This is a genomic window from Prauserella alba, from assembly GCF_024171735.1.
In the GTDB taxonomy this organism is placed as follows: domain Bacteria; phylum Actinomycetota; class Actinomycetes; order Mycobacteriales; family Pseudonocardiaceae; genus Prauserella; species Prauserella alba.
This window is the reverse complement of record NZ_JAMTCH010000007.1, coordinates 292,009-316,587: the sequence shown is the minus strand read 5'-3', so window position 1 is coordinate 316,587 and position 24,579 is coordinate 292,009. Positions and strand designations below refer to the sequence as shown.

The 24,579-nt window shown below is 69.8% G+C and carries 24 protein-coding genes; 18 read left to right on the top strand and 6 right to left on the bottom strand.

The genetic code is table 11. The features are described from left to right. Positions 1 to 149 precede the first annotated feature (149 nt). From LY12_RS23520 to LY12_RS23495, 6 genes are all read left to right on the top strand, one after another. Positions 150 to 662, top strand: a complete 513-nt coding sequence (locus tag LY12_RS23520) for a DUF1772 domain-containing protein (RefSeq protein ID WP_253859628.1) — start codon at positions 150 to 152, stop codon at positions 660 to 662. 162 nt (positions 663 to 824) lie between these two features. After that, positions 825 to 1,733: a LysR family transcriptional regulator gene (locus LY12_RS23515; RefSeq protein WP_253859627.1), complete on the top strand. Its 909-nt coding sequence runs from the start codon at positions 825 to 827 to the stop codon at positions 1,731 to 1,733. 122 nt (positions 1,734 to 1,855) lie between these two features. After that, positions 1,856 to 2,680 carry a DUF3100 domain-containing protein gene (locus LY12_RS23510; protein WP_253859626.1) on the top strand — a complete coding sequence of 275 codons (825 nt, stop codon included), beginning with the start codon at positions 1,856 to 1,858 and terminating at the stop codon, positions 2,678 to 2,680. Positions 2,681 to 2,682: 2 nt separating this feature from the next. Continuing rightward, positions 2,683 to 3,177 (top strand): hypothetical protein, encoded by a 495-nt coding sequence (locus LY12_RS23505; RefSeq protein ID WP_253859625.1) that lies wholly within the window; start codon positions 2,683 to 2,685, stop codon positions 3,175 to 3,177. 20 nt (positions 3,178 to 3,197) lie between these two features. Then, positions 3,198 to 4,064 carry an NAD(P)-dependent oxidoreductase gene (locus LY12_RS23500; RefSeq protein WP_253859624.1) on the top strand — a complete coding sequence of 289 codons (867 nt, stop codon included), beginning with the start codon at positions 3,198 to 3,200 and terminating at the stop codon, positions 4,062 to 4,064. After that, a complete protein-coding gene (locus tag LY12_RS23495) occupies positions 4,061 to 5,632 on the top strand; it encodes an aldehyde dehydrogenase family protein (protein WP_253859623.1) in 1,572 nt (523 codons plus the stop codon). Before LY12_RS23500 ends, LY12_RS23495 begins: the two co-directional genes overlap by 4 nt. A 75-nt stretch (positions 5,633 to 5,707) precedes the next feature. Here LY12_RS23495 and LY12_RS23490 read toward each other — a convergent pair whose 3' ends face one another. Then, positions 5,708 to 6,574, bottom strand: coding sequence for a LysR family transcriptional regulator (locus tag LY12_RS23490; protein WP_253859681.1), 867 nt, complete (start codon positions 6,572 to 6,574; stop codon positions 5,708 to 5,710). A 127-nt stretch (positions 6,575 to 6,701) separates the two neighbouring features. Between LY12_RS23490 and LY12_RS23485 the strand changes: the two genes are divergently transcribed. The 6 genes from LY12_RS23485 (at position 6,702) to LY12_RS23460 (ending at position 13,104) form a co-directional block, all read left to right on the top strand. Further along, complete coding sequence (locus LY12_RS23485; RefSeq protein WP_253859622.1) at positions 6,702 to 7,985, top strand: CaiB/BaiF CoA transferase family protein; 1,284 nt, start codon at positions 6,702 to 6,704, stop codon at positions 7,983 to 7,985. 23 nt (positions 7,986 to 8,008) lie between these two features. Next, on the top strand, positions 8,009 to 9,181 hold the full coding sequence (locus LY12_RS23480) for an acyl-CoA dehydrogenase family protein (protein WP_253859621.1): 1,173 nt from the start codon (positions 8,009 to 8,011) through the stop codon (positions 9,179 to 9,181). A 22-nt stretch (positions 9,182 to 9,203) separates the two neighbouring features. Then, positions 9,204 to 10,379, top strand: a complete 1,176-nt coding sequence (locus LY12_RS23475) for an acyl-CoA dehydrogenase family protein (RefSeq protein ID WP_253859620.1) — start codon at positions 9,204 to 9,206, stop codon at positions 10,377 to 10,379. Positions 10,380 to 10,758: 379 nt separating this feature from the next. After that, positions 10,759 to 11,229: a hypothetical protein gene (locus tag LY12_RS23470; RefSeq protein WP_253859619.1), complete on the top strand. Its 471-nt coding sequence runs from the start codon at positions 10,759 to 10,761 to the stop codon at positions 11,227 to 11,229. 19 nt (positions 11,230 to 11,248) lie between these two features. Further along, positions 11,249 to 12,442 carry a sensor histidine kinase gene (locus LY12_RS23465; RefSeq protein ID WP_253859618.1) on the top strand — a complete coding sequence of 398 codons (1,194 nt, stop codon included), beginning with the start codon at positions 11,249 to 11,251 and terminating at the stop codon, positions 12,440 to 12,442. Further along, a complete protein-coding gene (locus LY12_RS23460; protein ID WP_253859617.1) occupies positions 12,439 to 13,104 on the top strand; it encodes a response regulator transcription factor in 666 nt (221 codons plus the stop codon). Before LY12_RS23465 ends, LY12_RS23460 begins: the two co-directional genes overlap by 4 nt. A gap of 113 nt (positions 13,105 to 13,217) precedes the next feature. Here the strand turns inward: LY12_RS23460 and LY12_RS23455 are convergent, their stop codons facing one another. After that, positions 13,218 to 14,450: a glycosyltransferase gene (locus tag LY12_RS23455; protein WP_253859616.1), complete on the bottom strand. Its 1,233-nt coding sequence runs from the start codon at positions 14,448 to 14,450 to the stop codon at positions 13,218 to 13,220. A gap of 59 nt (positions 14,451 to 14,509) precedes the next feature. Between LY12_RS23455 and LY12_RS23450 the strand changes: the two genes are divergently transcribed. Beyond that, a complete protein-coding gene (locus LY12_RS23450; RefSeq protein WP_253859615.1) occupies positions 14,510 to 15,169 on the top strand; it encodes a TetR/AcrR family transcriptional regulator in 660 nt (219 codons plus the stop codon). A 14-nt stretch (positions 15,170 to 15,183) separates the two neighbouring features. On the opposite strand, the gene LY12_RS23445 is transcribed toward LY12_RS23450, so the two are convergent. Continuing rightward, positions 15,184 to 16,101 carry a LysR family transcriptional regulator gene (locus LY12_RS23445; protein ID WP_253859614.1) on the bottom strand — a complete coding sequence of 306 codons (918 nt, stop codon included), beginning with the start codon at positions 16,099 to 16,101 and terminating at the stop codon, positions 15,184 to 15,186. Between the two features lie 127 nt (positions 16,102 to 16,228). Between LY12_RS23445 and LY12_RS23440 the strand changes: the two genes are divergently transcribed. From LY12_RS23440 to LY12_RS23430, 3 genes are read left to right on the top strand one after another with little or no spacing between them, the layout of a single operon-like run. After that, entirely contained in the window at positions 16,229 to 17,272 is a 1,044-nt protein-coding gene (locus LY12_RS23440; RefSeq protein WP_253859613.1) for a tripartite tricarboxylate transporter substrate-binding protein, read from the top strand. Positions 17,273 to 17,319: 47 nt separating this feature from the next. Next, positions 17,320 to 17,727 carry a tripartite tricarboxylate transporter TctB family protein gene (locus LY12_RS23435; protein ID WP_253859612.1) on the top strand — a complete coding sequence of 136 codons (408 nt, stop codon included), beginning with the start codon at positions 17,320 to 17,322 and terminating at the stop codon, positions 17,725 to 17,727. A 12-nt stretch (positions 17,728 to 17,739) separates the two neighbouring features. Beyond that, positions 17,740 to 19,275: a tripartite tricarboxylate transporter permease gene (locus LY12_RS23430; protein ID WP_253859611.1), complete on the top strand. Its 1,536-nt coding sequence runs from the start codon at positions 17,740 to 17,742 to the stop codon at positions 19,273 to 19,275. 15 nt (positions 19,276 to 19,290) lie between these two features. Here the strand turns inward: LY12_RS23430 and LY12_RS26010 are convergent, their stop codons facing one another. Both LY12_RS26010 and LY12_RS23415 read right to left on the bottom strand, forming a co-directional pair. Continuing rightward, the gene (locus LY12_RS26010) at positions 19,291 to 19,965 is read right to left on the bottom strand and encodes a FadR/GntR family transcriptional regulator (RefSeq protein WP_301303084.1); all 675 of its coding nucleotides are present in this window, start codon (positions 19,963 to 19,965) and stop codon (positions 19,291 to 19,293) included. Between the two features lie 22 nt (positions 19,966 to 19,987). Further along, positions 19,988 to 21,112, bottom strand: a complete 1,125-nt coding sequence (locus LY12_RS23415; protein ID WP_253859610.1) for an L-talarate/galactarate dehydratase — start codon at positions 21,110 to 21,112, stop codon at positions 19,988 to 19,990. 531 nt (positions 21,113 to 21,643) lie between these two features. On the opposite strand from LY12_RS23415, the gene LY12_RS23410 reads away from it, so the two are divergent. After that, positions 21,644 to 22,264: a heme-binding beta-barrel domain-containing protein gene (locus LY12_RS23410; RefSeq protein WP_253859609.1), complete on the top strand. Its 621-nt coding sequence runs from the start codon at positions 21,644 to 21,646 to the stop codon at positions 22,262 to 22,264. 189 nt (positions 22,265 to 22,453) lie between these two features. Here LY12_RS23410 and LY12_RS23405 read toward each other — a convergent pair whose 3' ends face one another. Further along, complete coding sequence (locus tag LY12_RS23405) at positions 22,454 to 23,308, bottom strand: aminodeoxychorismate lyase (RefSeq protein WP_253859608.1); 855 nt, start codon at positions 23,306 to 23,308, stop codon at positions 22,454 to 22,456. A gap of 72 nt (positions 23,309 to 23,380) precedes the next feature. On the opposite strand from LY12_RS23405, the gene ygfZ reads away from it, so the two are divergent. Continuing rightward, positions 23,381 to 24,523: a CAF17-like 4Fe-4S cluster assembly/insertion protein YgfZ gene (gene ygfZ, locus LY12_RS23400; protein WP_486352043.1), complete on the top strand. Its 1,143-nt coding sequence runs from the start codon at positions 23,381 to 23,383 to the stop codon at positions 24,521 to 24,523. Positions 24,524 to 24,579: the final 56 nt, after the last annotated feature.

Genomic DNA, 24,579 nt, shown 5'->3' with positions numbered 1-24,579 from the left:
TCGCCCCGGCCGGGCAACCGGCACGTAACCCGACACCCACTCCGTACGCCGGGACGCGTAGTCGGCGAGCGCGCTGCGACGGACGCGCCATCCGGTCACGCCGCCATAGCGTTCCCGGGGTCAGTTCCCGTCCGATACGGAGTCACGTCATGTCGATGCACCGACTCGGATTTCCCGTCTCCGCGGCGTACGTCTGGTTGGCCATGGTCGCCTTCGGCGGCATCGCGGTCGAGACGATCGTCATCTATCCCAACGTCTTCCACGACGTCCCGCGTTCGTTGACCGAGGCCTGCGCGTTCTTCGACGTCACCGGCCCCGCCGACTTCTTCCCGCCGATGGGCGCGGTCACACTGATCACCGCCGTGGTCACGTTGCTGCTCGTCCGGAAGATCCGGGCCGCACGGTGGTGGATCGCGGCAAGCCTCGCGTCACTCGCGCTCGGCGAATTCCTGTTCTCGGTGCTGTACTTCTGGCCCCGCAACGAGATCATGTTCGACGAGGGGGCGGCGGTGCACACCGCGGAACTGCTGCGGCTCACCGCCGCCGAGTTCGAGGTCGGCCACTGGTTCCGGCTCGGCATGAGCGCGGTGACCGCAACACTCGCCTTCGTCGGGTTGCAGCGGCTGCACCGCGACCGGATCGTCTCGGACCTGCGCGCGTGACGGCAGACGCCCACGGTCACGTCCACGGCAGCCGAGATCCGCGTGACACGAGGCCCGGCCGCGACACAACCGACTGCGACACAACCGATTGCGACAAAACCGGCTGCGACAAAACCGGCGTCGGCACAGGCCTGCCTGCGGCAAGCCCGCTAGGGTCACGCCATGTCTCTCGACGACCGGACGCTGCGCTACTACGGCGCCGTCTGCGAGACCGGGTCGATCCGGTCGGCCGCCGAGCAGCTCGGCCTCGCCCCTTCCGCGGTGAGCCGCACGATCGCGGCGCTCGAACGGCGCCTGCAGACGACTCTGCTCGAACGCAGCGCCCGCGGCGTGCGCCCCACCGAGGCCGGCGAACTACTGCTGCGCTTCGCCAAGGACCGCGCCCACCTCGAAGAGCTGCTTACCGAGAACCTCGACGAGCACCGTGGTCTGCGTCGTGGCCGGGTACGCGTGGCCGCGGGCGAAGGGTTCATCGACGACCTGGTGGAGCACGGCCTCAACAGTTTCCTCGCGGACTATCCAGGGGTGTCGGTGGAGCTGAGCACCGGCGGCACCGACGAGATCCGTGACCTGCTGCTCGCCGACGAGGTCGACCTCGCACTGGCACTGCACACGACACCGCACCGCGAGCTCACCGTCGTCCGGCAGGCCCCGCAGCCACTGCACGTCATCTGCGCGCCGGACCACCCGCTCGCCGGACTCGACGAGGTCGCGCCGCAACGGCTCGCCGACGAACCGGCCACCGTGCTGCCGGCGCGATTCGGGCTGCGCGCGCTGACCGATCAGATCCAGCGGACCCACGGCGTTCTGCTCGACATCCGGCTCGTCAGCAATTCCATCCACGCGATGACCGGCTTCGTACTCGCGGGGCTCGGCATCACACTGCTGCCGCGGTTCGCCGTCGGCAGGCACCTGGCGGGCCGGCGGCTGCGGGCGATTCCGCTCGCGGTCGCCGAGCGGGACCGCGTCCGCGCCCAGTTGCTGACGAGGGCCGGGCGCACTCCGTCGTTCGCCGCGGCGCGGCTCCTCGAACACTGCTCGGAGCAGCTCGACTCGCTGAACACCCGGTGAGTGTTGCCCCAACGGCAACACCCCGGTCCGAAAATTGTCTTCTTGTGCACCACATGCCGTGGACGTAGCGTCGCCTGCCACCGAGAGTTCCCTCGTCGAACCCCTCACCCGCAGGAGCCGCCATGCGTGCACCGGGCAGCGTGTTGGACATGTGGCGACTGCACGTCGCCGTGCTCGTCATCGCCGTCGTCGCGCAGCTGATCGACGTGCAGGAGATTCCGATCGGCCCCGCCGCGATTCTGCTGCTTCCACTGCTCTACGCGTTCCTTCTCAGTGTGCTGATCAATCCGCACGTCGTCGGAGCCGCGTCGAAATTCATCCGGAAACGGGAAGTCAAAGCGGCCTCGCCGATGATCGTCATCGCGATCATGCCGTTCATCGCGAAGTTCGGCACCACCATCGGACCGTCCTTCGAGGAACTGATCGAGGCGGGGCCCGCACTCCTGCTTCAGGAGGTCGGGAACCTCGCCACGGTCGCGTTCGCCTTCCCGCTCGCGATCTGGGTGTTCAAACTCCGCCGGGAGGCGATCGGCGCGACCTTCTCCGTGGCCCGCGAGCCGAACCTGGCCATCATCGTCGACCGCTACGGCCTCAAGAGCCCGGAGGGCACCGGGGTCATGGTCGTCTACGTCGTCGGCACCCTGTTCGGCACGCTGATCTTCTCCGTCATGGCCTCGCTGTCGGCGTCACTGGGAATCTTCACGCCCGAAGCGCTGGCGATGGCCTGCGGGGTCGGGAGCGGATCGATGCTCGCGGCGTGCAGCGGCTCGCTTTCCGGGATGTGGCCGGGAATGGAGGACACCGTCGTCGCGCTGGCAGGGGCCAGCAACCTGCTCACCTACGCCACCGGCCTGTACGTCAGCTTGTTCGTCGCACTCCCCGCCGTCGAATGGCTGTACAAGAAGGCCCGCCCCGATGAGAAGCCCGTGGCACGGAAGGAGAACTGACCGTGAGCGCAGAGGAAACCACGAGCGGGAGCACCCGCATCCCGCGCGAGAAGATCGCCGTGGGCCCGACGTTGCGCGACCTGGCTCTCGTCAGCGTGCTCGGCTTGGCGTTGCAGCTGCTGGCAACGGACATCTCCGCGCTGGCCGCCGCCGGCGGCATGGCCGGGCTGTACGTGATCTGCGCGGCGGGCATCGTGCTGACCCGCTTCGCCCCGTTCTATCTGCCGAGCATCGCGTGGATCTCCCTGCTCGGCATCGTCGCCACGCTTCCCTTCACCCCCTGGGGAAGTGCCGTCACCTCGCTCGTCGCCGACATCGACTTCCTCGCGTTGAGCGTGCCCGCACTGGCCTACGCCGGGTTGGCGCTCACCGAACGCGAGATCGACGTCGTGAAGAAGTCCGGCTGGAAACTGCTGCTGATCGCGGTGTTCGTACTCGCGTCCACCTACATCGGTTCGGCCGTCGTCGCCGACATCGTCCTTCGCATCACCGGCTGACCGGATAAGGAGAGAACCAGATGCACGACTCCGTGGCCGTGATCGGCCTCGGCAACATGGGTGCCGGCATCGCGCGGACCCTCGCTCAAGCGGGCCGCTCCGTCCTCGGGGTGGATCCGGCGCCCGAGGCGGCCGCACGCGTCGACGACCTCCTCCCGGTCGTGGACCTCGACACGGCCGTGGCGGGTGCGGGCGTACTCGTGTTGTCGCTGCCGGGATCCGAGCAGGTCGAACAGCTCGTGGACCGCGTGCTCGACGCCGACGTGGCACACCGGCTCGTCATCGACACCTCCACGAGCAGCCCGGTCTCGACCCGCGTGCTCGCGCAACGGCTCGCCCACCACGGCCACGGTCTGCTGGACGCCCCCGTCAGCGGCGGTCCCGCCGGGGCCTGGAACGGCGCGCTGACCGTGTTCCTCGGGGGACACGACGACGCGATCGCGGAGGCACAACCCGTGTTCGACGCGATCGCCCAGCGCGTGGTGCGGGTCGGCGGACCCGGTGCGGGCAACGTCGCCAAACTCGTCAACAACCTGCTCTGCGCCACCCATCTGCAGATCGCGGGCGAAGCCATCCGGCTGGCCGAGGCCGCCGACATCGATCCGGCACAGGTGGTCCAGGCCGTCAACGCGGCATCCGGACGCAGTGCCGTCACCGAGGTCAACCTGCCCCGCTGGGTCCTCCCGGAGACGTTCGACTCGGGGTTTCCGCTCGGGCTGATGGCACGGGACGTCGCGTTGGCGACCGAGACCGCGCATTCCCTCGGCGCACCGTCACCGCTCGCCGACGTCGTGTCCGCGGCGTGGCAGGACACCCGCGACCGTCTCGGCTCGGCAGAGGACTTCAACCGCATGGCACGGCCGGAGAGGAAACCCCAGAACCGATGAGCGCGACACCGACGACCGGCACACCGGACCTCACCCCGCCCGCCGACCTCGATCCGGGCGAGCGGGCACGCGCACTCCTCGACCGACACCTGCCGGGCGGCATCGGCGTGCACACCGCGGGCGTCACCCACGCGGGCTCGGGAGAGCCGGTCGAACTGCGCGACCCCGCGACCGGTGCGCTCGTGACGACCTGGGCGGACCCCGGCGCCGAAGGGGCCACCGTCGCGGTGGACTCGGCGCAGCGGGGCGCCGCGACGTGGGGTGAGACGAATCCGTTCGAGCGCGCGCGCATCCTGCGCGACGTGGCCACGGCCGTGTCGGACCACGCCGAGGAACTGGCCGTGCTGGAGAGCGCCACCACCGGCAAGCCGCTACGGGACACCCGGGGCGAGGCGGCGAAGGCAGCCGAGATGTTCGCCTACTTCGCGGGCTGGGCCGACAAGATCACCGGCGACACCGTCCCGGTGCCCGGGGACTGGATGACCTACACCCGCAAGGTGCCGTGGGGCGTCGTCGTCGCCGTGACGCCGTGGAACGCGCCGCTGTTCACGGCGGCCTGGAACGCGGCACCGGCACTGGCCGCGGGGAACGCGGTCATCGTGAAACCCAGCGAGTTCACGCCCGTGACGTCGCTGCGGCTCGCCGCGCTGGCCGAGGACGCCGGCCTGCCGCCCGGTGTCCTCTCGGTCGCGCCCGGTCTCGGCGGCACGCTCGGAGCCGCGCTCACCGGCGATCCGCGGGTCGGCAAGATCGCGTTCATCGGTTCGGTTCCCACCGGGCGCGCCGTCGCCGGCGCGGCGGCCGCGGTGGGCACGCCGACGTTGCTGGAGCTCGGCGGCAAGAGCGCCAACATCGTCTTCGACGACGGCGACCTGGACCGCGCCGCACACGGCGCGATCGCGGGGATCTTCGCCGCAGCGGGTCAGTCGTGCGTGGCCGGTTCACGGCTGCTCGTCCACAGGGACGTCCACGACGAGCTGATCGCACGCATCCGGGAGGGAGTCGGGCGGCTGCGGCTCGGCGACCCGCTCGATCCGCGGACCGAGATCGGCCCGATCGTCACGCGGGACCAGTACGACACCGTGTGCTCGCTCATCGGCACCGGAACGTCCGAGGGTGCCGACCGGATCACCGGCCACGAACTGGACTCGCACCTGCGCGAGGGCCCGTGGCGGGGCGGCAACTGGGTGATGCCGACGATTCTCGACGGCGTCGGCCGCGATCACACGCTCGAACGGACGGAGGTGTTCGGGCCGGTGCTGTCGGTCGGCACCTTCACCGACGAGGACGAGGCCGTCGCCAGGGCCAACGGCACGGGCTTCGGCCTGGCTGGCGCGGTGTGGACGGCGGACGTCTCGCGCGCGCACCGTGTCGCGCACGCCGTCGACGCGGGCACGTTCTGGATCAACTCCTACAAGACCATTCACGTCGCCGTGCCCTTCGGCGGCGTCGGGGACTCCGGTTGGGGACGTTCCTCGGGACCCGGCGTGCTGGACGAATACACCCAGACCAAGGCCGTGTGGGTGCCGACCGTGCCCGCGCCGCCGCCGTTCCCCTCGCTCAGCTGACCGCCCGGCCACCACCCCTCATCGACACGCTGCCGCCTGGCTGTGCCCGCCCGTCCCGCCTGCGGGCGGGGCGGGTCACTGCGGGCCGCGGGCGTGCCGGAGTACGTCGACGACCGGGTCGATCCAGGTGTCCGCGTTGCGCCACAGGAGGTAGGTCGTGAGCGTCGCGCCGAGGTCGTCGACGGGCAGGATCGTCGACTCGGGGTCCAGCGCGAGCACCGTCGCGGACTCCAGCGGCGCGAGGCTGAACCCCTTCGTGCTCCGCAGCAGCACCTGCAGGCCGGACGTGTCGGTGAACTGCGCGTCCTTGTCGACCACCACACCGTGGGCGGCCAGCCGGTCGGCGCGCTGCGAGCCCAGATCCCAGTGCCGCGGACCCTGGATGTAGGTGAAGCCGCGCAGGTCGGCGAGGGTGAGCGACGTGCGGCCAGGAAAGCGGTCGGCGTCGACGACGGCGCCGAGCGGTTCGCGATACAGCACCAGCGCCGCCAGCCGCTCGGCGCTGGTGCCGACGTGGGACACGGCGACGTCGAGCGAGTTGCTCAGCAGAGCGGACTGCATGTCCAGCGACGGCAACTGCCGGATCGTGACCCGGTAGCGCTCCTCCAGCGAGCGGATCGACCCGCTCAGGTTGCGCCGATGCGTCGGATTGAGTACATCTGGCACGGCCAGTCGCAGGTCGCACCGCCGGTCGCGCGCGCCGACGAGCCCGGGGATCGCGTCGAAGTTCGCCACCACGGATTCGGCCAGCGGCAACAGGGCGTGGCCCGCCGAGGACAGCCGAGTGTGGTGGGTCGAGCGGTCGAACAGGGTCTCGCCGAGTTCCCGTTCCAGGTCGCGGATCCGGCGGCTCAGCGGCGGCACCGACATGTTCAGTGACCGCGCCGCGCGGGTGAAGTTGAGTTCACGCGCAACGGCGAGGAAGTAGCGCAGGTGGTGCATCTCCACACATGCAGCCTAGGCGGTTTTGCCGTTGTGGACATACCAGCGTGAGGCAGTCGGTCATTCCCTCGTCACTCTCGGCTTTCTAACGTCGACGGTGAGCTGATCACCCGAGGGAAGGAACGCGATGACCTCGCCCCACCGTTCGGGTCCCGACACCGCAATCGCCACCGGCGCCGAGACCGAAACCCCAGCCGATGCTTCCCCGGCCGACGCCGCCGATACGGCGGCTCCCGCCGATGCGGCAGCCGCCGCCAGCGGCGGACCGCTCGACGGCGTGACGGTCGTCGACCTCTCGTCCGCCGTCATGGGCCCCTACGCCACGCAGCTCCTCGGCGAGTTCGGAGCCGACGTCATCCGGGTCGAACCACTGCGCGACGTCGCGAGGCACTCGCCGGCCAACATCGGCCGCAGCCCGGGTATGGCCCCGCTGCATCTGCAGGTGAACCGCAACAAGCGCAGCATCGCCATCGACCTGAAGGACCCGGCGGGCCGTGAGGACCTCCTCGCCCTGCTCGCCGACGCCCACGTGCTGGTCACCAACATGCGCGCGGGAGCGCTCGAACGGCTCGGCCTCGGCTACGCCGAGATCGCCGCACGGCTGCCGCATCTGATCTACGCCCACGCCCAGGGGTTCGCCGCCGACTCGTCCCGCGGCGACCGGCCCGCCTACGACGAGGTGATCCAGGCGTCGTCGGGCCTGGTCGGCCTGCAGAACCGGGCGGCGGGGAGCATGCAGTTCGTGCCCACGCTGATCGCGGACAAGACCGCGGCGCTGTACCTGCTCAGCGGCGTGCTGGCCGCGCTGTACCACCAGCAGCGCACCGGCGAAGGGCAGCAGCTCACCCTGGCCATGGCCGACGCGATGATCGCCGTCAACCTCGTCGAGCACCTCGCGGGCGAACTCTTCGTGCCTCCGGCGGGCGACGTGGGCAACCCGCTCTCGCTCTCGGACACGCACGCGGCCATGCGCACGGCCGACGGTGGCGCCGTCGCCGCCGTCCCCTACACCAACGAGGGTGTCCGCACGCTGCTGAAGGGCGCCGGGCTCGACGACGCGGCCGCCGACCCGGCGTGGGACTCCCCGGTGATCGACCGCGAGGTGTTCACGGCAGGCGTCGAGAAGGTGCTGGCCAACTCGACGAACCGCACCACCGCGGAGTGGGAGGAGTACCTCACCGCCCACGACGTGCCCCACGCCCGCGTGGTCGACATCGCGGACCTGCCCGAAGACCCCTACGTCCGGGAGGTCGAGTTGATCAAAGAGCGGGAGCATCCCACGGAGGGCACCATCCGGGTGGTGGAGAGCCCGCTGCACTTCTCGGCAACGCCCGTAGGCTTCCGCCGGCACGCCGAGCGGGCCGGACAGAGCACGGCCGAGGTCCTCGCCGCCGCACGCGCGGACCGTTGAACCGTCGAAAGGATACCGACGCCATGGATCTGGAACTGTCGCGTGAGGACATCGAGTTCCGGGACGGCTTGCGGGAGGTGTTCCTGCGCGAGATCCCCGAGGAGATCCGCAGGCGCAACTCGCTGAGCCGGGTCACCCGTGACGACATCGTCACCACCCAGCGCATCCTCAACTCCCACGGGCTGGCTGTGCCGCACTGGCCGGTCGAGTGGGGCGGCAAGGACTGGACGCCGACCCAGTCGCACATCTACGCCTCGGAACTGCAGCGAAGCTCCGTGCCGCAGCCGCTGGCGTTCAACGTGAGCATGGTCGGCCCGATCATCGCCGAGTTCGGCACCGAGGAGCAGAAACGCACGTTCCTGCCCGCGACGGCGAACCTGGACATCTGGTGGTCGCAGGGCTTCTCGGAGCCGGAGGCCGGCTCCGACCTCGCGTCGCTGCGCACCACGGCGCGCCGCGAGGGCGACAGCTACGTGCTCAGCGGCCAGAAGACGTGGACCACACTCGGGCAGTACGGCGACTGGATGTTCGTGCTCGCCCGCACCGACCCGGACGCGCCGCGCAAGCAACAGGGCCTGTCGTTCCTGCTGCTGGACATGACCACGCCGGGCATCGAGCGCAGGCCGATCACGCTCGTCGACGGCAGCGCCGAGGTGAACGAGTTCTTCTTCGACAACGTGCGCGTACCGGTCGAGAACCTGGTCGGGGAGCAGAACAAGGGCTGGAGCTACGCCAAGTTCCTGCTCGGCAACGAACGCAACGGCATCGCGCAGGTCGGCACGAGCCAACGGGTGTTCGCCGACCTGGCCGAGGCCTCGCGCGGCATTCCGACCGAGACGGGCACGCTGGCCGACGACCCGCAGTTCCGTGCCTCGATGCACCGCTCGCGGACGACGCTGCTGGCACTCGAGGCCACGCAGCTGCGCGTGACCGGGGCGTCGGCCAGCGGCAAGGCCAGCCCCGTGTCGTCGCTGCTGAAGATGGAGGGCACGAAGGCGCTGCAGGAACTGAGCAAGCTGCGCAAGGAGGCGGCGAGCCAGGACGGCATGCTGCTCGACACCGAAACGGAGGTGGCCTCCGACGAGGCCTCCGCGGTCGCGGCCGCGCAGTATCTGAACCAGCGCAAGCTGTCGATCTTCGGTGGCTCCAACGAGATCCAGCGCGGCGTGATCGCCAAGACCATCCTGGGACTGTGAGAAGGCGGAAGAGGGCACGGGCATGAATCTGGAGTTCAACGAGGACCAGGCGATGCTGTTCGAGACCGTCGATTCGGCGGTCGGCCGTGGCTACGCGGCGGGCGGCCGGGCCGAGGCGACCGGCTCGGAGCTCGGCTGGAACGACGGCGTGTGGCGCACTCTGGCCGAGATGGGCATCGCCGGGCTGACCGTCGCAGGCGAACACGGCGGCGCCGATGCCGGACCGGTCGAGGTGTACGCGACGCTCGAAGCGCTGGGCAAGCACGCCGCGGCCGAACCGCTGCTGGACGGCGTGTTCCTGCCGTCGTGGCTGATCGCCACGGTCGGGACCGAGCAGCAGGCCAAACAGCTGCTGCCCGCGCTCGCCGAGGGCACGCAGCCGGCCGCAGTCGCCCACGCCGAACCGGGCAGGCCCTGGAACGCCACCCCGTCGGTCACCGCGACCCGCGGCGGAGACGGCTCCGTGACCCTCACCGGGGTCAAGGCGCCGGTGAGGCACGCCGACCAGGCCTCGATCCTGCTGGTGACCGCGGCCGACGGCGAGGGCGTCACCGGCGTGTACGTCGTCGAGGCGGGCGCCCATGGCATCACCCGCGCCGACGGGCGCAGCGCCGACTGGAGCCACGCCTCGCAGGTCACGTTCACCGACACTCCCGCCACTCCGCTCGGCACCGCGGGAGCCGACGTGACGGCCGCCCTGCGGACGGCGTTCGCGCGGGCTCGCGTGGCCGTGCTGGCCGAAGCCGTCGGGCTGATGGAGGCCGCGCTCGCCCACACCGTCGAGTACCTCAAGAACCGCAAGCAGTTCGGCGTTCCGCTCTCGACGTTCCAGGCGCTCGTGCACCGCGCCTCCGACCTCTACGCCCACGTGGAGCTGGCACGGTCCATGGCGCTGTGGGCTACCGCGACCGTCGAAGCCGCCGACGGCGGTGCCGACGTCGACCTCGCCGCGATCGCCGACGACGCCTTCGTGTTCGTGGGCGACACCGCCACCACCGTCGCCGAGGAAGCCGTCCAGCTGCACGGCGGCATCGGCATGACCTACGAGGCCGAGGTCGCCCACCAGGCCGCACGCCTGACCGCGATCACCGAGAGCTTCGGGGGCGTGGCCGCGGCCCGGCGCAGGGCCGCCGCATCGGAGTCCGCACTGCAGGCCCCGAGCGCGCTGCTCAACAACGCCGACGCCGTCACGGCGTGAGATCGCCTGCCCGCCGGTGCCGCGACATGCCACCGGCGGGCAGTGGCGCCACCTCCCCCGAGGGCACGCTGACACGCCGACATCCGAGTACTCCGACATCCGGGTACGGCGACATCCGGGTACGGCGACATCCGAGCCCCGTGATCGCGGCAACCCGTCGTGCGATCGCCCCGAATCCCGGCACGTGAGCGTCTCCGTACGCGGCGTCCGCGTACGTCGAGATGCGTAGCGGGCGAGCGCGCCGTGACGGACGCGGCACCCGGCACCGGCGGCCTAACGTTCCGTCGGTCACCGCCCGTTCCGATCGAGGGAGTCACGCCATGGCGACGAGCCCGTTCACACCGCGGCACCGGACCAGCAGCACCGCGGAGGCGCGGTCATGACCGGCCGCATGCGGGAACGCCTCGGCCGCGTGCGGGAACGTCTCGGCCTCGCTCCGCTCACGATCGTCGCCCTGGCACTGCTCGGCGCGCCGCGGGCGATCGCGCACGACCTCGGCCCCGTCGCCCCGGTGCTGAACGGACTGCTCGTGTTCGTGCCACTCGCCGTGTGGGTGGCGTACGTTCTCTGGCGGCGTGTCCCGTCCCCGCTGCTGACGCTGTCGGCCGTCGGAGGAGCCTACGGCGTCGTACTGGGCGTCGTGCACCAGGCGCTGTGGCACGTGGCCCACGACGCGGCCCCCGAACTCGGCGGCAACCTCGGCGACGCCCTTTCGCCCGCGCTCGAAGCCGTCGTGCTCCGTTCGGCCGCCTTCGGCAGCAGCCTCCTGACCGGACTGATCACCGGAGTGGCGGCGGGCGCCGTGGCGTGGCTGCTGTCCAGAATGGTCCCAGGCTTCCGGCCACGATGACGCCGGCAGAAACCGGGAGGTGATCCACATCGGACAGCGCGCCGAGGCGGCACCAACGGACGACCGGGGCCGGCTCATGGTCGACACCGCCCTCGGGGTGGTGGTGTTGATCGTCGTGGGAACGGCCGTCACGGCGAACGTCGGCGGTGAGGGCACCGTGAGCCCCGCCGCGTACGCGTTCGGCGCGCTCTTCGGCGCACTGATGCTCGTGCGCCGCCGCCTGCCGGTCACGGTGCTGGTCGTCACCGCCGTCGCGCTGCTCGGCTACTACATGCTCTCCTATCCGCCCATCGGGTTGGCCGTCCCCGTCGCCGCGGCGCTGTACTCCGCCGCCGAGTGCGGCCGGCTCTACTGGGCGTGCGGCACCGCGCTGGCGCTGCTCGCCGTTTCCACGGCCGTGCGGATCGCCCAGGGAGACGACCTGTCGTACGTGCTCGGCCTCGAAACGCCGACCTCGGCGACCCTGATGCTCGCCGTGATCGCGCTCGGCGACAGCGTGCGATCCCGGCGCGGCTGGCGAGCCGAGTTGGACAGCCAGGCCGCCGCGGCCGCCCTGGAACAGGAGGCCGAAGCGGCCCGTCGGGTCGAGCAGGAACGGGTGCGCATCGCCCGCGATCTGCACGACCTGCTGGCCCACACCGTGTCGGTGATCTCGCTGCACACCGACGTCGCCAGGGAGACGCTCCACGACGAGCCCGACACCGCGGAACGGTCACTCACCGCGGCACGCACGGCCTGCCGCGACGCAGGCAGGGAACTGCGCGCGACGGTCGACGCGCTCCGCAGCCCCGACACCGACGTCGAGGACACCGCAGTCGGCGCCAGGCCCGGGCTGAGCCGCCTCGGCGAACTCGTCGCCACCGCCACGGCCGGCGGACTGCACGTGGACATCCGCACGACCGGCACCCCGCGCACGCTGCCGGCCGTGTCGGACGTGACGGCCTATCGTGTCGTGCAGGAGGCGTTGAGCAACGTGCTGCGGCACGCCGGCGCCACCACGGCGACCGTGGCCGTGGATTACGGCGAGGACGTGGTGACGGTGCACGTGAGCGACGACGGCCGGGGCGCGTCACCGGCGAACCCCGCCGACGGCTGGGGCATCACCGGTATGCGCGAACGCCTGACCCTGCTCGGCGGCACCCTCCTGATAATGACCCGGCCCGGCGAGGGTTTCGACGTGACAGCGCGGATACCGGCTCGGGACGGCTCATGATCCGGGTCGTGCTCGTCGACGATCAGCACCTGATCCGCGCGGGACTGCGGACGCTGCTCGAACGTGCCGCCGACATCGACGTGGCCGGTGAGGCCGGCAGCGCCGACACCGGCGTCGCCCTCGTCGCCGCGGAACGTCCCGACGTCGTGCTGATGGACATCCGCATGCCCGGCACCGACGGACTGGACGCCACGCGGCGCATCGTCGCCGACCCGCGGCTGCGTGCCGTGCAGGTCGTCGTGCTCACCACGTTCGACACCGACGAGAACATCCTGCAGGCGATCCGCGCAGGCGCGGCGGGATTCCTGCTCAAGGACGCGACGCCGGACGAACTGCGTGAGGCGGTGCGGATCGTCTCCCGCGGTGACGCACTGCTGTCACCGGCGGTGACCCGGCGGGTCATGCGGGCGGCCGCGGAAGCACCGGCCCCGGTCGCCGCCGGCCGCTTGGACGTGCTCACCGAGCGGGAACGCGAGGTGCTGGCCGAGGTCGGTGCAGGCCGTTCCAACGGGGAGGTCGCCGAGCGCCTGTTCATGAGCCCGGCCACCGCACGAACCCATGTCGGCAGGCTGCTCACCAAACTCGACGCCCGCGACCGCTCACAACTCGTCGCCCTGGCCTACGAGACCGGCCTCATCGCCCCGGGCCATCGCGACGACTGACCGTATCGCGGACAGATCGAGGTCCCCGGTCACGTCCTCGCCGCGGTCGAAACGCTCGTCGAATTCCTCAGCCTTCATAGAGAGCTACCTCCTCGTCGCGTGCTCACCACACCTCAACCGTCGACGATCAGCTCGACCACGTCGTCCATCGACGGGCCCGCGGCGATCTCGGCGGCCAGTTCGCCCGCGCGGCGGCGGTAAGCCGGGTCGGCCAGCACCCGGCGAACGGCCGACCGCAGCTTCGGCACCGGCAACGAACCCCGCGCGTAACCGAGTCCCACGCCCGACCACGTCACGCGCGCAGCCACCTCCGATTTGTCCTCGCTGGCACCGACGACGATCAGCGGGACGCCGTAGCGCAGCGCGTGGTTGACGCCGCCGTAGCCGCCGTTGGTGATCATCAGGTCGCAGCGCGGCAGGAGTTCGTCGTACGGCAGGAAGGTGGCCACGCGCACGTTGGCGGGCAGTGGGCCGACGTCCGGCTCGGCACCGCCGGTCGTGACGACCACCAGCACGTCGTCGCCGGCGAGCGCCTCGACGGCCGGGGCGACGAGGCGTCCGAGGTCGCCGTTCGCGACCGTCCCCTGCGTCACGTGCACCACCGGCCGCGACCCGTCGAGCTCGTCCCACCACTCCGGCGGGGCGTGCTCACCGGCGGAGCTCGTGGTCGTCGGCCCGACGAAGTGCACCGGGGCGGCCAACTCCCGCGGGTACTCGAAACCCGGGCTGGTCATCTGGAGTACGCCGTCACTGCGCATCGGCCAGTCCATGAAGGACAGTTCGGTGTCGACACCGATGAGCTCGCGGACGTGCCGCCGCGCGACCTCCCGCGCCGGTGCGGTCATCCAGCTCATGAACCGTCGCAGCGCCGCACCGTGCAGCCGCTCGCCGAGGCCGCGTGGTTCGGGCCGGTACGGCATCGGCTGCGTCAGCGGGACGAACCCGAGCACGAGGACCCTCGGCGCGTCCCCGCGGAGGACGAGCGCCATACCGGCCGCGAACAGCGGATCGCACAGCACGACGTCGACCCCGCGAGCCAGCACCTCATCGACGGCGCGCAACTGCCCCGGCATCGCACCCGCGAACGTGGCCAGGTCGAACCGGCCCAGCTTCAGCCCGCGGAGCTGCGCCCTGCCGGGGACCGAGCCGTTCAGGTCGGTCTCGTCGAAGTCGACCGCTGCGTCGAGCACGGTGACGTCGGCGCCGAGGACGGCGAACGCCTGCTCGTAGCGCGCACCGGTCACGACGGCGACGTCATGGCCCGCGGCGAGGAGCGCGGCGACGAGAGGTTTGGTCGGCCCGACGTGGCCCCGCGCGGGCTGCACACACACGAGCACCGAGGACATAGCAGGCCTCCCGTCCGTTCCGGCGACAATTCGGCGATACGGTGTATCGTCGAATTTCGATGGTAGCCGAATCCGCCGAGTCACGCCGCCGCCGTCGCTACGAGTCCCCGGCCCGACGGGAACGCGCGGAGCGCACCCGCGCCCACGTGATCACCACGGCAGGACGGCTGTTCGCCGAGCGCGGCTACGCGGGCACGAGCATGCGGACGATCGCCGTCGAGGCAGGCGTGGGACTCGAAACCGTGACACAGACCGGGAAGAAGGCCGACCTGCTGCTGGCCGCGTTCCGCTCGGGATTCGCGGGTGACGCCGACGCCGTCGACCTGACCGCGCTCATCGGCGACTTCCCCGGCCGCGACGACGACATCGCCGCGGCGATCACCACCGCGACGGCCCGGCTCGCCGACGGGCTGCGTGATTCGCTCGGCATCTGGCGGGCGTTCACGGTCGCGGCGGCCGCCGACGAGACGGTGGCCGCCGCGCGGGCGGAACTCGCAGCCCTGCGCCGACGGGAGATCGCCACCTGGCTCGAGACGTCCGAGAACGCGGGCGGGCTGCCGAGCAGGGACGCGACGTCCCGGGCACGACTGGCCGACATGATCGGGCTGCTCACCTCACACGACGCCTACGACCACCTCGTGACCGTGTGCGGCTGGCCCCACGACGACTTCGCCACCTGGACCGCCGCCGCGATCCTCGACCGCCTCGGCCCACCCTGACGACCGGAGCGGCGCTACGCCACGACGTCGGTGATGACCTCCAGCACGCGACTCACCACGGGACTCACGCCCTCGCGCGACCAGATCGCGTGCAACTCGACCGGCCGTTCGGGATCGGCGTCGACGTGAGTGTCGCCGCCGGAGTGGTCGAGGTCCTTGAAGACCACACCCGGAACACCGAGCGAGGAGGCCGAGGCCGGGGCGACGGCCACGCCGCGCTCGGCAGCCACCAGCAGCATCGCGGTCAGCACCTGGTGCACACGTTGTTCGACCCGCGGATGGGCGTTGGCCAGGAACCGCACGGTCAACTCGTGAAAATAGCGCGACTGCTCGGGGTGGTAGCCGATCACCGCCTGGTCCTCGAAGTCGCCCGGCGTGAGCGGGGAGTCGGCCGAGGCCAACGGGTGACCGGCGGGAACGACGGCCATGAGCGGCTCGCGCAGGATCACCTTCGAAGCCAGCATCGCGGTGTCGAACGGCGGCCGGGCCAGCCCGACGTCCAACTCGTCGCGCCGGATGCCGTCGACCTGGGCGGGCGTGACCCGCTCCGAGAGTTGCACCTCCACATCGGGGAGCTTCGCGTTCAGCCGCCGCAGCAGCGGCCCGAGCACCGAGATCGCGGAGACGGCGGTGAAGCCGAGTCTCGCCACACCCGACGATCCGGCGTCGACCCGGCGGGCGAGATCTCCGGCGCTCTCGACCAGGTTGAGCAGGCGGTACGCCTCACCGAGGAACGCGGCACCCGCACCGGTGAGGGCCACCCGGCGGTTGTCCCGCTCCAGCAGTGACGCACCCACCGATCGCTCCAGCTTCTGGATCTGGCGGCTCAACGGTGGTTGCGTCATCGAGAGCCGCTCCGCCGCCCGGCCGAAGTGCAGTTCCTCCGCGACCGCGATGAAGCAGTGAACCTGATCGAGGGTCACCGAGCTCATGCTCTAAAGGTATCACGTCATACTTCTTCACACTTGGACTCACATCGTAGGCGCTGCCTATCGTCCTGTGACCATCGCCGCCCCGCTGCACCGTCCGGATCTCGCGGCCATGAACAAAGGAGTTCACATGCACAGGAAGCTGGCAGCACTCACGACCGTCCCCATCCTGGCTGTGGGCATCGCCGGATGCGGCTCACTGGGCGGGTCGGGATCCGAGAACGGCCTCGATGTCAACCGCGTCCGCGTCGTGCTCGGCTCGAGCTCGACCACGGCAGACACTTACCAGAACTCGCACGCCTTCACCACACACGTCGGCGAGGAGCTCGGCGTCAACATGAAGGCCGACGCGATCGGCGCCAACCGGGCCTTCCAGGCGCTGGACTCGGCCAAGACCGACGGCAGCACCGTCATGTTCTTCCACGACATGGCCTACCTGTCGGTGAAGTACGGCGCACAGCCGGAGAAGTTCGCCCTCGACAACTGGAAGGTCGGCCCGGTCGTCTCGACCAACCCGGGAGCCGCGTTCCTCGCCGCCGACGAGGCGCCGTACGACACGATGGCCGAGGCGGCCCAGTGGCTCAAGGACAACCCCGGCGAGAACCTCACCTTCGCCGTCGAGGCAGGTGGCACCTCCGAACTGTCGCTCGATGCGTTCTACCTCTGGGTGGAGGACGAGTACGGCGCCGAGGTGGCGGAGCGGATCAAGGTCTTCGCGACGGGTTCCGACGAGGAGAAGAACCAGGCGCTGTGGGCGGGCAACGTCGACATCATCTACGGCTCGATCGGCGGGAACGAGCAGTACACCAAGGACGACGTGGAGGACAAGGTCCGCGAGAAGTTCCTCGGCATCACCGCGAGCGAGCCGGTCGAGGGGTACGACATCCCCACCTTCAAGGAGCAGGGCATCGAGGTCGACGGCCAGCCCTTCACCTTCAACAAGGAGTTCTTCCTGCTGATGCCGAAGGACGTCGAGAAGAACTTCAGGCAGACCCTGGACTCCGCGACGGCCAAGGCGATCGAGACCGACGGCTACATCGACGAACTGGCCAAGAACAAGTTCATTCCCAACTATGTCCCGATCAAGGACAGCAAGGACTACATCGAGAAGAAGCGCAAGCGTCTCGAGTCGATCATCGACCAGGCGCCCGAGTTCTCCGACCTGGCCAGCTGATCCCCGCCGAGCCGCGGTCGGACCACAGGGATTGAAACAGGACCCACATGAGTGACTTCTTCACGCTGGACGTCGCATTCAGCGACTACCACCTCGTGTTCCCCGTCGCGATCGGGACGATCCTCGCCGCACTCCTGGTGATCATCGGCATCAAGTCGTTGGTCACGAGACTCGGAAGCGGTCCCCAGGACTCGCGGCTCAGCTTCCGCTTCTTCGACGAAGGGTTCGACCGGAAGAAGCTGTTCGGAACGCTGGCGTGCCTGTTCGCCTACGTCCTCGTCCTGAACCTCCTGGGGTTCCTGCTGTCGAGCATCCTGTTCGTCGTCGCCATCTCGCTGGTGTTCAAGCCGACGAAGGACAAGCGAGTGCTGGCCGGAATCGCGGTGAGCGCCGTCTGTACTCCCTTGGCCATCTGGCTGGTCTTCGGCCAGCTGTTCGACATCACCCTTCCGTAAGGGGGTTCACTCGTGGATGTCTTGGCACTTCTCTCGCCCATGACGTTCCTGCTCGTGACATTCGGCGTCCTGGTGGGGATCGTCTTCGGGTCGATCCCCGGCCTGACGGCCACCATGGCCGTCGCCGTGTTCCTGCCGCTGACCTTCGCCATGGATCTCTCCGAGGGCCTTGCCCTGCTGATCGGGCTCTATGTCGGAGGGATCAGCGGCGGGATGGTGCCGGCGGCGCTGCTCAAGCTCCCCGGCACCCCTTCGTCGGTGGCCACCACGTTCGACGCGTATCCGATGGCACAGCAGGGGTTCGCGGAGAAGGCCCTGAAGATCGGCATCGTCGCCTCCCTCATCGGAGGCGTCATCAGCCTGCTCGTGCTGTACTTCTTCGCCCCGGTACTGAGCGGGGTGGCCATCGAGTTCGGGCCCGTCGAGAAGTTCCTGATCATCCTCTTCGCACTGACGATCATCGCGTCGATCTCGGAGAAGAGCCTCCTGATCGGGATCTTCAGCGCGCTGCTGGGAGTCTTCCTGAGCCTGGTCGGCGTGTTCCCCATGAACAACGAACTCCGGCTCACGCCCGGCTTCCTCGAGGACCAGCTCTACGACGGCTTCTCGCTCCTGCCGGTGCTGATCGGCCTGTTCGGTATCGCGGAGATCCTGCGCAACTCCGAACTCGGTCTCAAGGATGCCGCAGGCAAGAAGGTCAAGCTCGCGAAGTCCAAGGGCAGCGACGAGGCGAAGTTCAAGTTCAGCGTGTTCAAGGGGCAGGGCGTCAACACGGTCCGCTCCTCGTTCATCGGCACGTTCCTCGGAATCCTCCCCGGGGTCGGTGGCAGCGCCGCGTCGCTGATGTCCTACACCCAGACGAAGAACTTCTCCAAGAAGCCGGACAAGCTCGGCAAGGGCGCTCCCGAGGGGGTCATCGCCAGCGAGGCGTCCAACAACGGCCTGACCGGTGGCGCGCTGGTGCCACTGCTGTCCCTCGGGATCCCCGGTGACAGCACGACCGCGGTACTGCTGGGAGCGTTCGTGCTGCAGGGCATCCACGTGGGGCCGCTGTTCATCACGGACAACCCGGACCTGTGGTCGGGCATCATCATCGCGCTGCTCATCGCGAACGTCGTCATGTTCTTGATGATGTTCACGTCGATCCGCTACTTCGCCCGGGTCGTCGAGATCCCGAAGTACGTGCTGTACCCGATCATCCTCGTGATGTGCGTGCTCGGCTCCTACGCCATCAACAACGGCGTGATGTTCGACGTGTGGACGGCGCTGATCTTCGGCGTCCTGGGCTTCATCTTCATGAAGATCGGGATCCAGATCACGACGTTCCTCATCGGGTTCATCCTCGGCCCGTCGCTCGAGTCCAACTTCCTCGACAGCATGCAGGCCAGCAGCGGCGACATGCTGGTCTTCTTCACCAAGGGGCCGATCAGCTGGGTGATCTGGGCGCTGATCATCGGATCCGTCGTCTTCGGGGTCAGGAGCAACCGGAGGAAGAAGAAGGCCGAGGCCGCGGAGACGGCGGAAGCTGCGAGTGCCGGGGCCAACTGAGTGCGACGTGGGTGCTCAGCCGAGGCGGCGCCGGGTGTTGCTCAGATGGACGCGCATCGCCGCCCGGGCCGCCTCTGCGTCACCGGCCAGCACGGCGGCGGCGATGTTCTCGTGCTCGCGCTGCACCCGCTCGACGTGGACGGCGTCGGTCATCGAGTAGTCGTCGCCGAGCCGGATGCGAGGCAGCATGATCATCATCGGACCCAGCGATTCGAGCAGGTCGATGTAGAAGTGATTGCCGCTCGCACGGGCCAACGCGCCGTGGAAGTCGAAATCGGCTTCCACGGCGCCCTCGTGTCCGGCGCTGGTCAACGCCCCCAGGGCCGAGGCGATCGCCTCGGCGTCGGCGTCCGTGTGGTTCCGGGCGGCGAGGGCGACCGCCTCGCTCTCGACCCCGATCCGGAAATCGATCATGGCGAGCACGTCGTGATGGCTGCGGATCGCCGAGGACTCGACCGTGAACGACGACGGTTCCGGGACAGCCAGCACGAACGAGCCCCTGCCCTGGAACGTCTCGACGAGCCCCTCGGCCCGTAACCGCGTCACCGCTTCGCGAACGACCGTGCGCGAGACGTCGTACTTCTCGATCAGCTGGTTCTCCGAGGGCAGCTGGGACCCGGGAGGCAGCTCACCGGTCAGGATCCGGTCCTTCAGGCCGGAGACCACGCGTTGGGACAGGGTCGTCGTCATGGCCGCATCATTCCCTCCGGTCTCAGGCCGAGGGGAAAGTGGCGGTCTCGACGGTGAGTGCGCGCATCCGGTCGCTGAGAGTGAAGCCGAGGCCGGCGCGATCGGGGACCCACATCCGGCCGTCGTGGATGTCGATGCGCTCCTCGAAGAGCGGGTTCAGCCACTCGAAGTGCTCCACCCAGGGCTCGGTCGGGTAGGCCGCCGCGAGATGGAGGTGGATCTCCATGGCGAAGTGGGGTGCCAGCGCGAGGCCCGCGTACGAGGCGAGGGTGGCGAACCTGAGGAAGGGCGTGATGCCGCCGATCCGCGGCGCGTCCGGCTGGACGATGCCTCGATAGCCCGCATCCAACAGCGCCATGTGCTCGGGCACCGACGTGAGCATCTCGCCGGTCGCGATCGGGGTGTCGAAGGTCCGCGAGAGGTCGGCATGCCCGGTGGCGTCCCAGGCATCGAGCGGCTCTTCGATCCAGACCAGGTCGAACGGCTCGAGCTCACGGCACATCCGGCGGGCACGGGCGCGGTCCCACTGCTGGTTGGCGTCGACCATGAGCGGGGTGTCGCCCAGGTGATCGCGCAACGCGGCCACCCGTTCGAGATCGGTACGCCAGTCGGGCTGGCCGACCTTGATCTTGATCCCGCCGATGCCGGTTTCCAGCGCGCCGCTCGCCTTCTCCTTGATCTCCGCCACCGAAGCCTGAAGGAATCCGCCCGAGGTGTTGTAGACGCGGCACGAGTCGCGGTGGGCCCCGAGCAGTTTGGCGAGCGGAAGGCCGGCCCTGCGGGCCTTGAGGTCCCACAGGGCCACGTCGAGCGCGGCGACTGCCTGGGTCGCCACACCCGCGCGGCCCACGGAGGCACCGGCCCACAGCAGGGATTCGTGGATCTTCGCGATGTCCGCCGGGTCCTGACCGATGGCGACGTCCGCCACCTCCTTCAGGTGCGCGTACTGCGCCTTTCCGCCCGCGCGCTTGGAGTAGGAGAACCCCATGCCCTGACATCCCTGCTCGGTGGCGACCTCCACGAAGAGCAGGACGGTCTCGGTCAACGGCTTCTGCCGGCCGGTGAGGACCTTGGCGTCGCTGACCGGGTTGCCCAGCGGCAGAACGACGTGGGAAAGCGTGATGCTGCGGATCGAATCGGCGGGCATAGAGCGTCCCTCACCTCGACGGTCGACTTGTATGATGAGTGGACAATTTATCCGATAACTGGTGGGGAGACCAGCGCCGTCCAGGCCGGCCGCAGGGGACCTGGCCACGCCACGGGGGCCCGTGGCACGGATGACCGCGGGCACGGGTGGCGCTGCCGCCGGCCGGGGCGCCGCGGACGTCGGCAGGGCTGAACACCGGGAACGGAGCCGCTGTCACGAGGACGCGCGCCGGGAAGCGCAGGCGTGGCCACGGACGGGCGCCGCGGCCGACGACAACCGTCGGACCGCTCGCCCGGACCGGTGACCATGCTCACGAGGCGACACCTGCGCTCGGGCGAAGCGGGGCGTGGGCGCTATCCTTCCGCGCGTGGAGATTCTGTTTACGACGCTGCTGATCCTGGCCATCGTCGCCTCGATGTGGTTCGCGGGCTACGTCGTCTACCGGCTGTACACCGACAGCTGAACCGACGCAGTCCGTCAGCGACAGCACCGCCAGCACCCGTCACCAACGCTGAGTAAGGCTTACCTCCGATGTCGAGCGGCGACGAGGCCATCGAGGCCGCAGCGCAACGCGCTGAGAAGACGGCCCACCGCAACCTTCCGCAGCTGGAGGATCTGCCGATCCCCGGCGACACGGCCAACCTGCGCGAGGGCGCCGACCTCAACGACGCATGCCTGGCACTGCTGCCGCTGATCGGCGTGTGGCGCGGCGAGGGTGAGGTCAACTACCCGACGATGGACGAGCCCGCGCGCGTCGCGCAGCAACTCACCATCGCCCACGACGGCCGCCCGTTCCTCTACCACGAGGCGCGGTCCTGGCTGCTCGACGCCGAGGGCAACATCATCCGGCCGGCCGCGCGCGAAACGGGATTCTGGCGCCCGCAGGCCGACGACACGATCGAACTCGTGCTGTCCCACTCCTCGGGGATCATCGAGCTCTTCTACGGCAACACCCGCGGGCAGTCGGCGTGGCAGCTCGCGACCGACGCCGTCGTACGGTCGCAGACCGCCAAGGAGGTCACGGCGGCCGAACGGCTCTACGGGATCATGCCCGACGGCAGCGGCAAACTCGGCTACGTCGAGGAACGCGCCATGATGGGCCACCCCAAGACCCCGCACGTCTCCCTGGTCCTCGAACGCGTCGTCGGCTGACTGTCACACCCACGAGCGACACCCGTCCAGCCCAACCCCCGCGCGGCCGAAGGTGCCCCCAAGGGCACCTTGGGGGCACTCAACGCCACCAGGGTGCCCTTGGGGGCATTCTTCCTCAGCCCGACTAATCACTCAGCGTGGTCGTGGCCGCCCACTTGCGTCACAAGAAGGCACAGGTGGGCGAGGGGCTTACTCGTACTGCGCGTCGTAGGCCGTCGCCAGTTCGGCGTGGATCGCCACGGCGGGATCGTCGGCCAGGCGGACGTCGTCGAGCGTGTGCACCCGCGTCAGCTTGCGCACCGACGAAGCCAGCATCAGCGCGTCCCCGCCGGCGAGTTCGTCGACCTTGAGCTGCGTCACCTCGGTCTTCCAACCGGCCCGCTCCGCCGCACGGAACACGTCGCCCTGGGTCGTACCGGGGAGGATGCCGTTCGTCGGCGGCGGCGTGTACAGCGTCCCGCCGCGCGCGAGGACGACGTTCGACGTCGGACCTTCGAGCACGTAGCCCTCGGTGCTGGTGAAGATCACGTCCTCGGCTCCGCGGCGACGCGCCTCCCGCAGCGCCGCCATGTTCACCGAGTACGACAGCGTCTTCGCGCCGAGCAGCAGCCACGGCGCGCGCTCCATCAGGTCGGCCTCGAACCCGCGGTTCAGCGTCACCACGCCGATCCCGTCACGCCGCGCCTTCTTCGTCGACTCGGCGATGTCGGTGCCGTACGCGAACGCCGTCGGCTTCTCGTCGGGATCGCCGTCGACGCCGCGGGTCAGCACGATCTTCAGCGCGAGCTCGACGTCGGCGGGCCAGTTGTCGATGACGAGGCGGATCACGCGCTCCCACGCCTCGCGGTCCGGCGGCACCATGTCCATCTTCGCCGCCGACCTCGCGAAGCGGTCCAGGTGCGCGTCCAGCTCACGCGGCACCCCGTTCGTCACGAGGATCGTTTCGAAGATGCCGTCGCCACGCACCAGCCCCAGGTCGTCGACACGGATGTGAGCCTGGTCGGGGTCGGCGAAGGTTCCGTCTAGGAAAGCGAGGACGCGCATGGCGTTCACCGTACCCAGCGGCGCGGCGCACGCTTCCGGCCGTCGGCCCGGACTCCGACATACGATCGCGGTATGACGTACTCCTCGCCCCTGTCCGAACTGCCCGGCGCCGTCGCAGCACCCGACGACCACCCCGAGGCAGGCGTGCCGTGGCACTGGGGTGATCCGTTCGCCGAACAGCGCACCGCCGCGCGCGGCGCGGCGGTCGTCGACCGGTCGCACCGGCACGTGATCACCGTCGGAGGCCCGGAACGGCTGTCGTGGCTGCACCTCGTGCTGTCGCAGCACGTGTCCGAACTGCCCGCCGACACCGGCACCGAGGCGCTAGTGCTCGACGCCCACGGTCACATCGACGCGCACATGGTCGTCGGCTACACCGGCGACGTCGTACACCTCGACACCGACCCGGATTCGCACGCCACGAGCGCCATGCCGAACGGCGGCAAGCAGACCCTGATCGACTACCTGCAAGCCATGAAGTTCTGGTCCGACGTCGACATTCACGACGCGACCGGCGAGTACGCCCTGCTGACACTGCTCGGGCCGGACGCCGAGGAGACGCTGACCGCGCTCGGCGGCGACACGCCCGTGGAACTGCCCGCCGAGCCGTACGCGATCACCCCGCTGCCCGGCGGCGGGTTCGCACGCCGCATGCCGTGGCCGCGACCGGGCGCCATCGACCTGCTCGTCCCGCGCGCCGACCTCGTCGACGTCTGGAAGCGCCTCACCGACGCGGGCGCGCGGCCCGCCGGCTCGTGGGCGTTCGACGCGCTCCGTGTCGAATCGCAGCAACCGCGGGTGGGCGTCGACACCGACGACCGCACCATCCCGCACGAGGTCGGCTGGATCGGGTCGGCGGCCCACGTCGCGAAGGGCTGCTACCGCGGGCAGGAAACCGTCGCCAAGGTGTTCAACGTCGGCAGGCCCCCGCGCAACATGCTGCTGCTGCACCTGGACGGGTCGATGGAGGTCTACCCCGAGACGGGCGACCCGGTGCTGCGCGGCGACCGCACCGTCGGCCGAGTCGGCAGCGTCGCCCAGCACCACGAGCTCGGCCCGATCGCATTGGCGCTGATCAAACGGTCCACGCCGGTGGATGCCGAGCTGCTCACCGGCTCCGGCGACGAGCGGCCGCAGGCGGCGATCGATCCGGATTCGGTGCCCCAGGAGGGCGCGGCCCCGGGGCGCGAGGCCGTCGCGCGGCTGCGAGGGTGACATGATCTCCGAACCCCGGAGGTTTCCGGCCTCTGGTCCAGATCGACGACGTAGAG

Bases quoted from the DNA above. Each gene is read 5' to 3' on its own strand.
- LY12_RS23495 (WP_253859623.1), top strand. From the start codon at position 4,061: ATGAGCGCGACACCGACGACCGGCACACCGGACCTCACCCCGCCCGCC.
- LY12_RS23510 (WP_253859626.1), top strand. From the start codon at position 1,856: ATGCGTGCACCGGGCAGCGTGTTGGACATGTGGCGACTGCACGTCGCC.
- LY12_RS23490 (WP_253859681.1), bottom strand. From the start codon at position 6,574: ATGCACCACCTGCGCTACTTCCTCGCCGTTGCGCGTGAACTCAACTTC.
- LY12_RS23520 (WP_253859628.1), top strand. From the start codon at position 150: ATGTCGATGCACCGACTCGGATTTCCCGTCTCCGCGGCGTACGTCTGG.
- LY12_RS23440 (WP_253859613.1), top strand. From the start codon at position 16,229: ATGCACAGGAAGCTGGCAGCACTCACGACCGTCCCCATCCTGGCTGTG.
- LY12_RS23500 (WP_253859624.1), top strand. From the start codon at position 3,198: ATGCACGACTCCGTGGCCGTGATCGGCCTCGGCAACATGGGTGCCGGC.
- LY12_RS23450 (WP_253859615.1), top strand. From the start codon at position 14,510: ATGGTAGCCGAATCCGCCGAGTCACGCCGCCGCCGTCGCTACGAGTCC.
- ygfZ (WP_486352043.1), top strand. From the start codon at position 23,381: ATGACGTACTCCTCGCCCCTGTCCGAACTGCCCGGCGCCGTCGCAGCA.
- LY12_RS23480 (WP_253859621.1), top strand. From the start codon at position 8,009: ATGGATCTGGAACTGTCGCGTGAGGACATCGAGTTCCGGGACGGCTTG.
- LY12_RS23485 (WP_253859622.1), top strand. From the start codon at position 6,702: ATGACCTCGCCCCACCGTTCGGGTCCCGACACCGCAATCGCCACCGGC.
- LY12_RS23470 (WP_253859619.1), top strand. From the start codon at position 10,759: ATGACCGGCCGCATGCGGGAACGCCTCGGCCGCGTGCGGGAACGTCTC.
- LY12_RS23515 (WP_253859627.1), top strand. From the start codon at position 825: ATGTCTCTCGACGACCGGACGCTGCGCTACTACGGCGCCGTCTGCGAG.
- LY12_RS23475 (WP_253859620.1), top strand. From the start codon at position 9,204: ATGAATCTGGAGTTCAACGAGGACCAGGCGATGCTGTTCGAGACCGTC.
- LY12_RS23445 (WP_253859614.1), bottom strand. From the start codon at position 16,101: ATGAGCTCGGTGACCCTCGATCAGGTTCACTGCTTCATCGCGGTCGCG.
- LY12_RS23460 (WP_253859617.1), top strand. From the start codon at position 12,439: ATGATCCGGGTCGTGCTCGTCGACGATCAGCACCTGATCCGCGCGGGA.
- LY12_RS23415 (WP_253859610.1), bottom strand. From the start codon at position 21,112: ATGCCCGCCGATTCGATCCGCAGCATCACGCTTTCCCACGTCGTTCTG.
- LY12_RS23405 (WP_253859608.1), bottom strand. From the start codon at position 23,308: ATGCGCGTCCTCGCTTTCCTAGACGGAACCTTCGCCGACCCCGACCAG.
- LY12_RS23455 (WP_253859616.1), bottom strand. From the start codon at position 14,450: ATGTCCTCGGTGCTCGTGTGTGTGCAGCCCGCGCGGGGCCACGTCGGG.
- LY12_RS23410 (WP_253859609.1), top strand. From the start codon at position 21,644: ATGTCGAGCGGCGACGAGGCCATCGAGGCCGCAGCGCAACGCGCTGAG.
- LY12_RS26010 (WP_301303084.1), bottom strand. From the start codon at position 19,965: ATGACGACGACCCTGTCCCAACGCGTGGTCTCCGGCCTGAAGGACCGG.
- LY12_RS23435 (WP_253859612.1), top strand. From the start codon at position 17,320: ATGAGTGACTTCTTCACGCTGGACGTCGCATTCAGCGACTACCACCTC.